Origin of the sequence: Microbacterium aurantiacum, from assembly GCF_002872075.1 — a bacterium.
Classification (GTDB): domain Bacteria; phylum Actinomycetota; class Actinomycetes; order Actinomycetales; family Microbacteriaceae; genus Microbacterium; species Microbacterium aurantiacum_A.
This window is the reverse complement of record NZ_PGGU01000016.1, coordinates 575160-588888: the sequence shown is the minus strand read 5'-3', so window position 1 is coordinate 588888 and position 13729 is coordinate 575160. Positions and strand designations below refer to the sequence as shown.

Here is a 13729-nt window from a genome sequence, read left to right as displayed (position 1 = left end):
ACCAATAGGGCGAGCGTAGTGAGAGTATGAAGACATGTCAACGAAGATCGCGAGCACGCGGGTACGGCTGTCACCCGAGGAGCGTGCAGCCGAGATCCTGAGCGCAGCCAAGCAGATCGCTCGTGCCGATGGGCTTGGGGCGCTGGCCGTACGACCGATCGCCGCGGTTGCCCAGGTCACACCCGGCCTCGTCACTCACTACTTCTCGCTCGACGAACTCATCTCGAAGGCTTACACGGCTCTCGCCGCCGACGAGTACGGCGCGATGATCAAGGCCTTCGAGAGCCTGCCCGGACCGATAGAGAAGCTCGACGCCGTGCTCGAATCATCCCTGAGCGAGGAGTACGCCGCGGTGAACTTCATGTGGGTCGAAAGCTGGGCGATCGCGCGACGGAACCCCCATCTAAAGTCGGCGCTCCGGGAGCAAGCCGCCGTATGGCACCAGCTCATCAGCGACATCGTCGAAGAAGGGGTGCGCCACGGTGAGTTCCACGTCGATGACGCGCAGGCGACCGCCTGGCAGCTCCTCGCGCTGATAGACGGAACGAGCGCGCATGCCTCGATGCGAGACATCGATGACCCGCTCACCGCGAGCACGCTCCGTCGATCTGCGGCAGCCATCCTCGGACGTGTCGATCGGTCGATGCAGAGGAGCACAGACGTCGCGCAGACATGATCCGAATGCGCAGTCGCGGGCTATCCGACCGGCTCTGACCACGGACGAAGCGACGGGGGAAGCAGTGCCGCATGGGCGAGAAGGAGCTCGTCGGTCATGGCGTGGATCTGGTCGAGGGTGAGCTTCGCCGCCGTCAGAGGGTCGAGTGCCACCGCGTGATAGACGTGCTCGATGTTCCCGGTGAGGGCAGCGTGCACGGCGAGAGTCTGCACACCGATATTGGTACGGTTCAGGGCCGCCAGTTGCGGCGGCAGGCTGCCGATCGCGGTGGGCTGCACGCCGCTCCTGTCGACGACGCACGGCACCTCGACGCACGCATCAGCCGGAAGGTTCTGAATGAGCCCCCTCGCGTTCGGCACGTTGCCGTAGACGACGGCGGGCACTCCGGTGATCATCGCGTTCACGATGCTGGCGCCGTACTCGAGCGATGGCGAGAGGTCGGTCTTCAGCCGCTCCAGCTGCTCATCGACATCCCCCTCCTCATCGTGGGCGAGGCAGATCTCGTAGTAGTCCCAGCGCTCGGGGATGAACTGGAGCACCGTCTCCGGGTCCTTGCGGAAGTAGGGAAGATACTCCGAGGCATGGTGGCTCGACTCCGTCTCGAAGTAGCCGAAGGTGTTCATGAGGGCGGTACGCACCTGCTCGTTTCCGCCCTCGTAGTTGCTCATCACCTCAGCCACCTCGCTGTGGTCGCCGTCATCCTCGTGAAGCCCTCCAGCAGCAACCCCGGTTCGGTGACGCTCCGACATGACGCGTCGCAACTCCGGGTACAGGTCTTCGCCGGCACGCGAGAACTCCAGGATCCACGCCTGGTGGTTGATACCGGCCGACAGGAATGACACCTCCTCGTACGGGACGCCCAGAGATCTCGCAAGCATGTGCGTGGTGCCCTGCACGCTGTGGCACAGGCCGACGGTGTTGAGCCCCTTCGCGTTCAGGAAGGCGGTCGCCATCGCCATCGGGTTGGCGTAGTTGATGAACTGCGCATCCGGGCACAATTCGAGCGCGTCCGAGGCGATCGCCTCGTACGCCGGCACGGAGCGCAGGAACCGGAAGACGCCCCCAGGGCCGACGGTGTCGCCGACGGCCTGGTCGACTCCGTACCGGCGCGGGATCTCGACGTCCCAGCGATAGGAATCGATGCCGCCCACCTGGAAGGTGATGATGACGAAGTCCGCGTCGGCGAGCGCCTCGCGCCGATCGGTGGTCTCGACGACAGTCGCTCCGAACCCGTGGTGGTCGATGAGCTTCCGCGCGGCGGTCGCCGTGCGGTGAACACGGTCGGCGTCGAGGTCCATGAGGGCGAGCGTGCTTCCTTGCAGCGCCGGGAAGCTGAGGATGTCGCCGATCAGGCGGAACGGGAAGACGAATCCCCCTGCTCCGATGATGGTGATCTTGGGATTGCGCGTCGTTGCAGTCATGGTGCGAGCCTAGGATTCGAATTCGGGCATGACCTCTTCCATTCATGTCTGATCTTCCTGAATTCTCAGGTGGCTCCGTAGACTCTTTGGATGACCGCTCGCGAGCAGGCGCCGAGACGACTGCACTCCGTCGACTCCGCCGCGGAACCTGGTGAAGCTCCCGAACTGCAGGGCGACGGTGCCGTCGTGGCCACCGGGGCGCACCTCTGGATCCACCGCGGCGCCGCACCGGTGATGCCGCTGGCGCACCGCCACGACGACCTCGAGATCAACATCGTTCTGCGCGGAAGCCTGGACTACCAGTTCGGCGGGACGCGGATCTCTGTTCCGGCAGGATCACTGGCGGTGTTCTGGGGCGCGACTCCGCACCGCCTCGTCTCCACGGATGCCGGAGCGGACGGCGACATGTGCTGGATCCACGTGCCTCTGACGACCGTGCTGGGCTGGAACCTCCCCATGTCGGATCTGAGCGAGGTGCTGCTGAACCGGCCCATCATCGCGCCGGCGACCACAGTCGCCCGCGATCTGGAAGGGATGTTCACCTCCTGGCAGCAGGAGGTGGGCGTCGACGGTCTCGAGACGATCGCGCTGCTCGAGGTCCAGGCACTCATCCGTCGTCTCCTCCACCGGCAACACCACAGCGGCGAGCAGACCTCGATCGAGATGGCCGGCCCTCCGAATGTCTCGTCCGATTCGATGCGAGGAGTGACCGAGATGGCGCGGTTCACCGTGGCCCACTTTCGCGAGCAGATCTCAGTGGTGGACATCGCCTCGGCCGCGAACCTGAACCCCCACTACGCGACATCGCTCTTTCGCAGGGCCGTCGGCTCGACCATCGCGGAGTATCTCGTCCGCTGTCGCGTCGCGGAGGCGCAGCGTCTGCTGGTGACCACGACCATGTCGGCGAGCGAGATCGCACATGCCGCCGGCTTCGGTTCTCAGAGCAGCTTCTACGCCCAGTTCACGAAACGATGCGGAATCTCGCCAGGGCGGTACCGTTCCCGCTTTCTCTGAACGCCATACCCATACAGAACCGCTATTCCAGCGCTAGAATAACCCCATGAGTCTGACCCCGACCGAGCTGACCATCCTCGGCCTCATCGTGGAGCAGCCGAGGCATGGCTATGACCTCGAGCAGGTGATCGAGCAGCGAGGGATCCGGCGCTGGTCCGAGATCGGCTTCTCGTCGATCTACTACGTGCTCACCAAGCTTGAGGGGCGCGGACTCATCGCATCCGACGACGCCCAGACCGGCGGCAAGTCACGACGGGTGTTCCATGCGACCGCAGCCGGGCGGCACGCCGCCGAAGAAGCCGCCCTCGAGTTCATCACCGACCAGCGAACCGTCGCGCATCCCATCCTGGTCGGACTCGCCAACCTGCCGCTGATCTCCGACGAGGACTACGCCGAGGCGCTGCAGCGGCGCCTGACCTGGATCGACTCGCGGATCAGCACCGTCACCGCCGCCGAACGCTCCCAGGCTCCGCTCCCTCGCGCCGCCCGAGAAATCTTCTCGTACTCACTGAGCCTCCTCGAGGCAGAAAGGTCGTGGCTCGCGACGCGAGTCCAGGTGCCCGATGAATGAATCAGTGTCTCGAAAGAGCAGCGGCACGCCCGTCGACGCGACGATCATCGACGGCATCCCCACCGCCGGCGGATTGCACTGCGAGACGACGGCGCTCGGCGTTCTCCTGACGCACGGCGGGCTGTCGTTGCCCGAGCCGATGCTGTTCGGCCTGGGGGCAGGGCTGTCCTTCATCTACTGGGATTCCAAACAGCAGGCCCTGCCGTTCCTCGGCGGACGGGTCAAGCCGTTCGCGCTCACCCAGGCCCTGACCGATCGCCTGGGAGTGGAGTTGCGCGAGGAGGAGACGACGTCGCCCCGTACGGCGTGGGATCAGCTGCGCACGACGATCGACCGCGGCATCCCCGTCGGCCTGCAACTCGACAGCCGCGACCTCGAGTACTTCGGATCCCGGGTGCATTTCGCCGGCCACGTCGTCGCCATGTACGGGTACGACGACGACACCGCCTACCTGGTCGATACGGCCCAGCAGGGCGGGGAAGTCTCGACGAGTCTTGCGAGCCTGGCACGGGCTCGAGCAGCTCGCGGGCCGATGTCCGCACGCCACCGCGCCTTCACCGTGGAGGTGCCCGCCGCAGCGACGCGGCCCGAGCGCATCCGCGAATCGATCGTTCCGGCGATCACCGCCTGCGCGAAGGAGTTCCTCACACCGCCGATCGCCAACCTCGGCAACCAGGGCATCCTCACGGCCGCCAAGCGCATCCCGTCGTGGTTCGACCGGGTCGATGACCCTGCGCGCGATCTCCCAGTCATCGCGATGCTGATGGAGCGGGCGGGCACCGGTGGGGCGCTGTTCCGCAACCTGTATCGCGACTTCCTGAGCGAGAGTGCGGAGATCGTCGAACGCAGATCCCACGCCGACGTCATCGGCGAGGGCGCAGCCCGATTCGCGGAATCCGCACTGCTCTGGACACAGGCCTCCGAGTCGATCGCCCGCGCCGGCAGCACGGGGGATTCGGATCTCCTGACCGAGGCCGCCGACGCTCTCAGAGACATCGAAGGGATCGAGACCGCAGCGATGACGTCGCTCGCTTCGCTGGAGACGGCCTGACGTTCGGCGAGGCTCAGTATGACCTTCGGCCAGGCCACTCCTCTCGGAATTCTGACCTGAGTGCAGAAAAAGCTCGGCGCACCACGACGACTCTTGACCTCGTCGAATCGCCGCCAATACCGTGAGCGAGCTTGGACCCGTCGATGAGGCAAAGAAGCCGACCTCGACGTCCCACGGCCTGCTCGCCGACCAGACGGGCAGAAATCGCTCAGATCGAAAAGGATCACTGCATGCGACTCACAAGAAAACTCGCGCTCGCCGCCACCGCGGCAGCCGTGCTCAGCATCGGCGCGGTCATCCCCGCTGCCGGGGCGACCACTCTCGATGACGGCTCCGACGTCCCCTCCTTCCAGGAGTTCGCGGCGTCGACCTACCGGGATATCGATGGCAGCTACATCGTCAACGGCGACGAGGTCATCTCGAATCGGGGTGAGCTGCGGGAGTTCTACGACGTTCTCATCGGTCCCGAGGCGCATATCGACGGCCTCATCGTCAACACGGTGAGCGGGATCGACGACAAGTGGTCGGCGTCGCAGGTGAGCAACCTCACCTACTGCGTCAGCACGAAGTTCGGTGCACGTCACGCCGATGTCGTCAGTGCGATGGCCAGCGGTGCGGGGCTCTGGGAGTCCGCATCCTCTGCGGTCGACTTCGTGTACGTGAGCAGCGCCGACGCGAACTGCACCACGCGCAACAAGTCGGTCGTCTTCTCGGTCGAGCCGGTGCAGACGTCGCAGTACATCGCCCGGGCGTTCTTCCCGAGCACCGCTGACCGTCAGCAGAACGTGCTCATCGACGACTCGATCTGGGCCTCCGGCTCGTGGACGCCGACGAACATCCTCGGTCACGAGCTCGGCCACGTGCTCGGCTTCCGGCACGAGCACACCCGCCCCGAAGCCGGCACCTGCTTCGAGGACACCAACTGGCGTCCGCTGACGCCGTACGACTCGTCGTCGATCATGCACTACCCGCAGTGCAACGGCTCGTCCGACGATCTGTCGATGACGAACGAGGACCGCACCGGCATCGTCGCCCTCTACGGCGGCTGACACCTCTCAGTGCAAGGATGCGGGGCCCGGTCGTTCTCGACCGGGCCCCGCATGCGTCTCGGACTACGCCCGCGCCACCCTCCGACGCGCGACCAGAGCAGCGGCACCGGCGGCGAGCAGGAGCGCGCCGATCCCCCAGGTGGACGCATCGGCGGCGCCACCCGTCGCGGCGAGCTCCGGCCCCGGCACGGTGTCGTCGATCGGAGTCGCGTCGCCGATCAGCGGGCTCTCGGCCATCGCCGCACCGGTCAGGCAGCGCTTGAGCTCGGTGAGCTTGACCCAGTGCGAACCGTCTGCGACAGGACGGCAGCCCTCGGCGAATGCGATCTCGCGCTCGTTGTAGAGCATCCGCACGAGCGGTGTGAAGGCGATCCCGGTCGCCGGGTCGATGCCCTCGCGGGCCACGACGTCCCACTGCACGTTCGCACCCATCGGCGTCACCTGGGCACCGCGCCACGGGTTGGTCGTGTAGTCGTAGACGTCGGCGGCGGATGCGGGTGCGGCGCTGTCGGGGGCTGCGACCGTCGAGCCGGGCAGACGCAGCAGGGCGGCGAAGGGAACGATCGTCTCGGCATGTGCGAAGCGGAAGGTCGCGGCCACGTCGCCGCCGGCGATGCGGGCGTCGATCGTCGCGAAGAAGTCGTCGAGCAGCGGCTGGGCGATGGCGAACGTCTCGGTGTGGCCGGCGAGGCTCGGGCCCTTCTCGTAGAAGTCCTCCGAGTCGAGGAGATAGGCGAACCACTCGGCATCCGCCTCGTGGCCCTCGAAGTAGGCGTCGAAGTCGAAGGTGTGCGGCTCGACGTTCTCCTCCTCCATGTCCACGGCGATGATGTAGAGGTTGTAGAGGGTCATCGCCGCATCGACGGTGCTCTCGATCGACTTCTCCGGGTCGCCGCAGGCGTCGGGATCGACGGCCGGGTCCGCCCCCGGTGCGCACGCGACCGCGCCGTGCTCGGAGCCGTCGGCGGTGTTGAACCAGATGTGCGCGTCATCCGAGCCGATCGCCGCGATGAACTCCGGGGTGAAGATTCCCGACAGCAGATCCTCGGCGACCTCGACCGATCGCGGCAGGTCTTCGATGTAGTCCGTCGCGGCGGCGATCGTGCCGCCGTCGTCGGTCTGCGCCTCGATGTAGGCCTCGTACGCCTCGGCACGCTCGCGCTCGGGGCTGCCATCGGCCTTGTCGGTGCCGTCGGGGTTCTCGACCTTGTGGAAGTAGAGCAGGTCGGGTCGTGGTTCTAGCGGCACATCGAGCGCGGGTGCGGATGCCGCGGCATCCGTCACCGCGTCTCCGAAGCCGAGCAGGAAGTTCTCCCCCGACTCGGTCGCACGCGCCTCGCCCGACGTCTCGGCGACGATGCGGTCGCCGCCGGTGGCGGCATCCGCGAAGAGAGCCGCATTGCGATCGAAGGCGCGCGCGCCGATGCCCTGGTGCTGGGTCTCGCCCTGACCGGTCAGCATGCCGTAGCCGTTCTCGACGTTGGCCGCGGTGATCGCTTCGAGATTCGCGACGAACTGGGCGCCGATCTCGGGGGTGAGGAATCCGTTCTCCGCCTGTGCGGACGCTGCGACGAGGTGCAGGAGCGCGTCGTACTTGTAGCCGGACAGTCCCCGTGATCCGTGCCGGGCGACCGACTCCGTGGCGATCGGCAGGTACCCGGCTGGTGCGGCCTGGTAGGCGTCGATGTCGGCCGGCGTCGGCGCGATGTACGGCTGCTTGCTGCTGTAGAAGCCCTCGGCGGTCGGATCGGATGACTGCTCTTCGGCCTGGGCGGGAGCAGCGAACGCAAGGGCGGTGACGACGGCGAACGCGACGGCCGCAGAGGCGATCGCACGCGAGCGCGGCGGGTGGGACTGTGGAATCACGGTGATCTCCGATGGACGGGGCCGCGGACGTCGGGCCGAGGGATAGAGATACCGGTCGTGGATGAACAGCGGATGGATCGCAGGCGACGAACCGTCGGAGGCGCAGGCCCATCGGGCACGACGTGGTGCGAGAATTCCGGCATGTGGATCGGGTGGGTGGAGTTCGACGTGCTGCTGGGCGATGTGCACTCGCTGAAGGAGAAGCGAGGCATCATCCGCCCGCTGATCGCGGATCTGTCGCGCCGCACCGAGGCGGCGGTCGCCGAAGTCGGCGAACAGGAGCTGCACCGCCGTACAGCCATCGGGATGTCGGTCGTCGGAGCGGATGCGGTGCACGTGCGCGATGTGCTGGATCGGGCCGAGCGGATGCTGGCGGAGCAGCACCCCGAGGTCACGCTGCTGTCATCGCGGCGGGGCCTGCATTCCAGCGACGACTGATCTCGAGCGGCGTCTGAACCCTCAGCGCTTCCCGAGCCCCGAGAACAACGCGTAGAGCAGCGGCACGGCGGAAGCCACGATCAGTACGGTGCCGAGCACCGGGTTGGGCGCGAGCAGCAGAGCGCCGCCCACCAGCATCCCGGCGAACAGCACGGCCGCGACGGCCCGACGGCCGATGCGTACGAGCGAGTCGAGCCGGCGTTCGAGACGGGAGGTGTCGAACGTCACCGTCCCCTCGTCGATGCGGGTGATGACGTCGTCGATCCGCTGCGGAAGGCGCCACGTGACGGCCGCGATCGTCGTCGCCTGTTGCGCGAACGACTTCAGCAGGTTGCCGCTCTCGTCGCGGAGCAGTCTGCCGGCATAGGGCTCGGCCGCGTCCCAGACGTTGAAGGCGGGGTCGAGTCCGCTGCACATGCCCGAAGTGAGCGACACAGCGCGGATGAGCAGCAGCATGTTCTCCGGAAGCTGCAGCGGCAGCGAGCGCACCACGTCGCCGAACTCGTCGGCGAAGTCGCGGAACTCGCGGGGGTCGACCTTGCTCAGTTCCGCGAAACCCATGCCGCCGAATCGCGCGAACAGGGCGGTGAGCGCGCGCTCGAGTTCAGCGGTGTCGGCCGAGGGCAGCAGCACGCCGAGTTCGCGGGCAGCTGCGACGAGTCCCCTGCTGTCGCGGCCGGCGACCGCGATGAGGAGCGTGCGCAGCCCGTCGCGCAGGTTCGATGAGACCTCGGTCATCATGCCGAAGTCCACGAACGTGAGCCGCCAGCGGGTCGGCGAATCGGGCAGCGGCGTCACGAAGATGTTGCCGGGGTGCGGGTCGGCGTGCACGAAACCGTGGGTGAACACCTGGTCGAACATGACCTCGGCGAACACGTCAGCCACCTCGGAGGGGTCGATGCCGGCGGCGCGCAGCGCGGTCTTGTCGTTGATCTTGATCGCGGTGACGTCGGACAGCGTGAGCACGCGGCGGGTGATCCGTTCCCAGACCAGCTGCGGGGTGTCGACCCGCGGATCCTCGGCGAAGTTCTCACCGAAACGCTCCGCGTTCGCCGCCTCGTGGAGGTAGTCGATCTCCTCGAGGCTCGTCTGCGCGAATTCCTCGACGAGGGCGGGGGCGTCGACCCGGTCCGACACGACGCGTACGCGGCGCAGCCAGCCGGCGACCCGGCGGAGCGCGGCGAGGTCGACCGCGACGATCTCGTCGATGCCCGGGCGCTGCACCTTCACGACGACGTCCTCGAGTCCGGTGTCGGCGGTGTCGAGCGCGGACAGGCGGGCGCGGTGCACCTGCCCGAGGGATGCCGCAGCCAGCGGCACCTCGTCGAACCAGGAGTATGCGCGTTCCAGCGGCACGCCGAGTTCGGCCTCGGCGAGCTGCCGGATCGCGGCGAACGGCACGGCGGGCACCTCGTCCTGCAGACCCTCGAGCTCGGCGGTGATCTCCGGCGGCAGGACGTCGAGCCGTGATGACATGAACTGCCCGACCTTGATCATCAGGCCGCCGAGTCCGACGGCAAGACTGTGGAAGCGGCGGGCGAACCGCTGCATCCGCGCCGGGCGGGTGCGCTCGGAGATCGAGGTCAGCCCGAAGCGCGGCAGGACGAGTTCGAACCACCAGATCTTGATGAACTCGCGTGCCGCGAACGACAGGATGCGGCGGTAGCGAGCGCGATGGACGGATGCCGTCGGCAGCGGGTCCGCCGCTGGGCGGCGAGTGACCGGCATGCCGGGAATCGAACGCGGAGGATCGATGCGATCGTCCGCCCGGTGGGGCGTGCCTGCAGCATCCGTCATCGCCCCGCCTTCCGGTCGCCGTTCCTCAACGCTGGAACCTGACCCCGGCATCTGTGATCAGTCCTGAGCGAGGATCGAGTACAGCCTACGGCGGGCCTCGTCGAGCACCTCGATGGCCTGCTGCACCTGCTCCGGGCTGCCACTGCGACCGACCTGTGCGGCGGCCGCGGCGAGATCAACGCCGGCCTTCGGCAGCGCGCTGAAGCGGGCGCTGTCGCGTCCGCCGTCCTTCTCCGCGGAAGCCACCCAGGGGGCCGGGGTGTCACTCGATTCGTCGGCGACGGCGCGGCCGGCCTCGGTGAGCGAGTAGGTCTTGCGACCGCTCTGCTCCTCGGCCTCGATGAGGCCTTCGTCGGCGAGCAGCTGCAGCGTCGGGTAGACCGAGCCAGCGCTGGGCTTCCACGATCCGCCGCTGCGCTCCGCGATCTCGTTGATGATCTGGTAGCCGTGCATCGGCTTCTCCGCGAGGAGGGTGAGCACGGCGGTGCGCACGTCGCCGCGGGCCATGCGCGAGCCGCCGCCGGGGCGCGGGTCGAACGTCTTTCGCAATTGGTCCATGGCGTCAAAGAGAGCGGAGGCGGGGCCGCCACCTGCTCCGAATCCAGAACCGCCGAAACCTCCGGCCGGGAATGCACCGTTCATGATGACCTCCTCGATAGATGGGCGAACGATACTCAACGATATATCGTTCAGCCTGGAGATGCGCTCTGAATCTTGGAGGTTGCTCCCGCCGCTGTACGCCAGCCTCGGCCAAGTACAGCTACGTCGGCCGGATTCCGGAAGCACGGCCGAGGCAAGCGCACACGGCCGAGGCAAGCGCCCGGCGGGGCGGATGCTTCGGACTACCGCCCCGCGATCAGCTCCCGCAGGCGAACAGTCTCCTCCGCCGGCATCCCGTACCCGTGCTCCGGGGCCGGGTACTCCTCGCCCCGCACCTCGTCGGCGTATGCCTCCACACCGGCGATCGCGGCGGTGCGCAGGTCGGCGTAGCGCTTGACGAAGCGAGCGGTCGGGCCACCGTAGATGCCGAGCAGGTCGTGGAACACGAGCACCTGGCCGTCGGCATCCGCTCCGGCTCCGATCCCGATGACGGGGATGTCGATCAGCGGCATGAGAGCCGCGGTGACCTCCGACGGCACCGCCTCGACGACGAGCAGCGAGCATCCGGCGGCCTGCAGGGCGAGGGCATCGTCGATCAGGGCGAGTGCCGCCTCGGCCGTGCGGCCCTGCGCCCGGTAGCCGCCGAGCGAGGTCGCGGTCTGCGGGGTGAGGCCGATGTGCCCGACGACGGGGATGCCGGCGTTCACGAGCGCTCGGGCGCGGTCGACGGATGTGCCACCGCGCTCGATCTTGACGAGGTCGCAGCCGGTCTCCTTGACGAAGCGCTGCGCGGTCGCGACGGCGATCGCGTCGGAGGCCTCGTACGACCCGAACGGCAGGTCGGCGATGAGCAGCGGCTTCTGCAGCCCGCGGCGCACGGCGGCGGTGAGCATGATCATCTCGTCGACGGTGACCGGCACGGTGCTCTCGTAGCCGAGCACAGTCATCGCGGCCGAGTCGCCGACGAGCACGACGTCGACGCCGGCGGCCTCGACGATCTGGGCGCTCGGGTAGTCGTAGGCGGTGACCATGACGATCGGCTCGCCTGCGGCCTTCTTCGCGGCGAGGTCGCCGAGCGTGATGCGCTTGTGCGGTGCGGCGTGGGCGCTCATGGCGCGGTCACCAGTTCGCCGACGGCGGCGTCGACTCGCACGATCCGGTTCGCACGGTCGACGTGCACGACGGCGGGCTCGTACTCCTCGAGGTCCTCGCGGGAGTAGTCGGCATAGGAGATGACGATGATCGTGTCGCCGGTGTGGACGAGGCGGGCGGCCGCGCCGTTCACCTGGATGACACCGGAGCCGCGCTCGCCGACCAGCGTGTACGTCACGAAGCGTGCGCCGTTGTTCACGTCGACCACGTGCACCTGTTCGTGCGGGAGGATGTCGGCGGCCTCGAGCAGATCGGGGTCGATCGTGATCGAGCCGACGTAGTCGAGGTCGCTTCCGGTGATGGTGGCGCGGTGGATCTTCGACTTCAGCATGACGCGACGCATCAGGCGTCCCCTCTCAGGATGTGGTTGTCGATGAGGCGTGCGGCGCCGACGCGAGCGGCGACGGCGAGCAGGGCGTCGCCTTCTACGCGGGCGACTGGTGCCAGGGTCTCGGCGTCGCGCAGTTCGAGGTAGTCGGGGTGGATGCCGGCGTCGTCGAGCACGGCGCGGGCGGCTTCCAGAATCTGCTCGCCCTCGCGCTCCCCCGCGCGGTGCCGAGCGGATGCCGCGTCCAGCGCCCGGTTGAGCGCCGTCGCCTGCTCGCGGGCCGCCACGTCGAGGTAGACGTTGCGCGAGCTCATCGCGAGACCGTCGGCCTCCCGCACGATCGGGCACGCCTCGATGCGCACGTCGAGATCGAGGTCGCGCACGACGCGGCGCACGACGAGCACCTGCTGGGCATCCTTCTGCCCGAAGTAGGCGACGTCGGGGCGGACGATGCCGAACAGCTTCGTGACGACCGTGGCGACGCCGTCGAAATGATGTGTTCCGCGGCTGGCGCCGTCGAGCACCTCGGTGACGCCCGCGACGTGGATCGTGGTGGCGAAGCCGTCGGGATAGATCTCGTCGACCGGCGGCGCGAAGAGGATGTCGACGCCTTCGGCTTCGGCCAGGCAGGCATCGCGTGCTTCGTCGCGCGGGTAGGCACCGAGGTCCTCGTTCGCCCCGAACTGCGTCGGGTTCACGAAGAGCGAGACGACGACGAGGTCGTTTTGCTCCCGGGCGCGGCGCACCAGCGAGAGGTGGCCCTCGTGGAGCGCCCCCATGGTCGGGACCAGGCCGACGCTCGTGCCGCGGTGCTTCGCCTCGCGGACGACGTCGCGGACCTCGGCGATCGTGCGGATGATTCTCATGCGTCGGCCTTCCGGACGATCGAGCGGGTGGCAGCGGCGAGGGCGTCGAAGAGTTCCTGCAGATCGAGGTCGGATGCCGCTTCGCGCTGACGCGCGACCGTGACCTCGTCGCCGCGAACGATCGGACCGGTGAGAGCTTCGGCGGCGCCGGTCGCCGTCCAGTTGTCGACGGTCCGACGCGCGAGTGGAGCGAGGAGCGCGCGAGCCTCGGCCGAGCTGACTCCGGCAGCGAGCGCGAGCCGCTCGGCTGCGTCGAGCACCGTGAGCACGAAGTTCGAGGCGAAGGATGCCGCCGCGTGATAGGCCGCACGGTCGGCGTCGTCGATCTCGAAGGGGTGGGCGCCTAGGGCCCGCGCGAGATCACCGGCCAGGTCGCGAACATCGGTCGTACGGCCGGCGATCGCCGCGCCGATGCCGTGGAACACCGCGGGTGGCTCCGCTCCGGTAAACGTCTGCAGCGGGTGGATGCCGAAGTCGACGTCTTCGAGGCCGGTGGCGCCGGAGACGTGGCCGATCAGACGCGCGTGCGGGCGGACGGCCGCAGCCGCGCCGGGGATGGACGCATCAGGCACGCAGAGCAATGCGATGTCGCTCTCCGGAACCTCGTCCCCGCGTCCGAACGGTCCGCGCACGTCGAATTCCGCAGCGCTCAGCGCCCGCGCGAGCACGGTGCCGAGACGGCCGGCGCCGATGACGGCGATGGTCGCGTCTGGCGCGAGAGGAGAAGCAGGATTCATGGCGGAATCCGGGCCGGGGACGGGCGGCGCGGATGCCAGAAGTATCCGCCTGGAACGGCATCCGTTCCAAATCGGAGATCAGAACGTAACGCTGACGCGCCGTATATATTGTCAATTTGGCGAACCTAGCGGAGTTTGGCTTATCGAATTGATCCGCGCGCGA

The 13729-nt window shown here is 67.9% G+C and carries 14 protein-coding genes; 6 read left to right on the top strand and 8 right to left on the bottom strand.

What is annotated here, in order from left to right; all coding sequences use genetic code 11:
• Positions 1-34: 34 nt before the first annotated feature.
• Positions 35-676, top strand: coding sequence for a TetR/AcrR family transcriptional regulator (locus CUR96_RS13595; protein WP_102193811.1), 642 nt, complete (start codon positions 35-37; stop codon positions 674-676).
• A gap of 20 nt (positions 677-696) precedes the next feature.
• Here CUR96_RS13595 and melA read toward each other — a convergent pair whose 3' ends face one another.
• Positions 697-2097, bottom strand: coding sequence for an alpha-galactosidase (gene melA, locus CUR96_RS13590; RefSeq protein ID WP_102193810.1), 1401 nt, complete (start codon positions 2095-2097; stop codon positions 697-699).
• Positions 2098-2187: 90 nt separating this feature from the next.
• Here melA and CUR96_RS13585 point away from each other — a divergent pair, with 90 nt between their 5' ends.
• From CUR96_RS13585 to CUR96_RS13570, 4 genes are all read left to right on the top strand, one after another.
• The gene (locus CUR96_RS13585) at positions 2188-3111 is read left to right on the top strand and encodes a helix-turn-helix domain-containing protein (RefSeq protein WP_102193809.1); all 924 of its coding nucleotides are present in this window, start codon (positions 2188-2190) and stop codon (positions 3109-3111) included.
• Between the two features lie 46 nt (positions 3112-3157).
• A complete protein-coding gene (locus CUR96_RS13580) occupies positions 3158-3682 on the top strand; it encodes a PadR family transcriptional regulator (RefSeq protein ID WP_102193808.1) in 525 nt (174 codons plus the stop codon).
• A gap of 4 nt (positions 3683-3686) precedes the next feature.
• Positions 3687-4733 (top strand): BtrH N-terminal domain-containing protein, encoded by a 1047-nt coding sequence (locus CUR96_RS13575; protein WP_219721993.1) that lies wholly within the window; start codon positions 3687-3689, stop codon positions 4731-4733.
• Between the two features lie 230 nt (positions 4734-4963).
• Positions 4964-5782: a M57 family metalloprotease gene (locus CUR96_RS13570; protein ID WP_102193806.1), complete on the top strand. Its 819-nt coding sequence runs from the start codon at positions 4964-4966 to the stop codon at positions 5780-5782.
• Positions 5783-5845: 63 nt separating this feature from the next.
• Here the strand turns inward: CUR96_RS13570 and CUR96_RS13565 are convergent, their stop codons facing one another.
• Positions 5846-7648 carry a histidine phosphatase family protein gene (locus CUR96_RS13565; RefSeq protein ID WP_245861268.1) on the bottom strand — a complete coding sequence of 601 codons (1803 nt, stop codon included), beginning with the start codon at positions 7646-7648 and terminating at the stop codon, positions 5846-5848.
• Positions 7649-7789: 141 nt separating this feature from the next.
• Here CUR96_RS13565 and CUR96_RS13560 point away from each other — a divergent pair, with 141 nt between their 5' ends.
• Positions 7790-8086: a DUF503 domain-containing protein gene (locus CUR96_RS13560; RefSeq protein WP_102193805.1), complete on the top strand. Its 297-nt coding sequence runs from the start codon at positions 7790-7792 to the stop codon at positions 8084-8086.
• Between the two features lie 21 nt (positions 8087-8107).
• Here the strand turns inward: CUR96_RS13560 and CUR96_RS13555 are convergent, their stop codons facing one another.
• The 6 genes from CUR96_RS13555 to CUR96_RS13530 form a co-directional block, all read right to left on the bottom strand.
• On the bottom strand, positions 8108-9814 hold the full coding sequence (locus tag CUR96_RS13555; RefSeq protein WP_102194022.1) for an ABC1 kinase family protein: 1707 nt from the start codon (positions 9812-9814) through the stop codon (positions 8108-8110).
• A gap of 126 nt (positions 9815-9940) precedes the next feature.
• Complete coding sequence (locus tag CUR96_RS13550; RefSeq protein WP_102193804.1) at positions 9941-10525, bottom strand: PadR family transcriptional regulator; 585 nt, start codon at positions 10523-10525, stop codon at positions 9941-9943.
• Positions 10526-10725: 200 nt separating this feature from the next.
• A complete protein-coding gene (gene panB / locus CUR96_RS13545) occupies positions 10726-11595 on the bottom strand; it encodes a 3-methyl-2-oxobutanoate hydroxymethyltransferase (protein ID WP_102193803.1) in 870 nt (289 codons plus the stop codon).
• Positions 11592-11978, bottom strand: coding sequence for an aspartate 1-decarboxylase (gene panD, locus CUR96_RS13540; RefSeq protein WP_102193802.1), 387 nt, complete (start codon positions 11976-11978; stop codon positions 11592-11594). Before panD ends, panB begins: the two co-directional genes overlap by 4 nt.
• A complete protein-coding gene (gene panC, locus CUR96_RS13535; RefSeq protein WP_102193801.1) occupies positions 11978-12829 on the bottom strand; it encodes a pantoate--beta-alanine ligase in 852 nt (283 codons plus the stop codon). Before panC ends, panD begins: the two co-directional genes overlap by 1 nt.
• A complete protein-coding gene (locus CUR96_RS13530) occupies positions 12826-13566 on the bottom strand; it encodes a DUF2520 domain-containing protein (RefSeq protein ID WP_102193800.1) in 741 nt (246 codons plus the stop codon). The genes panC and CUR96_RS13530 overlap by 4 nt, the downstream gene beginning before the upstream one ends.
• Positions 13567-13729 lie beyond the last annotated feature (163 nt).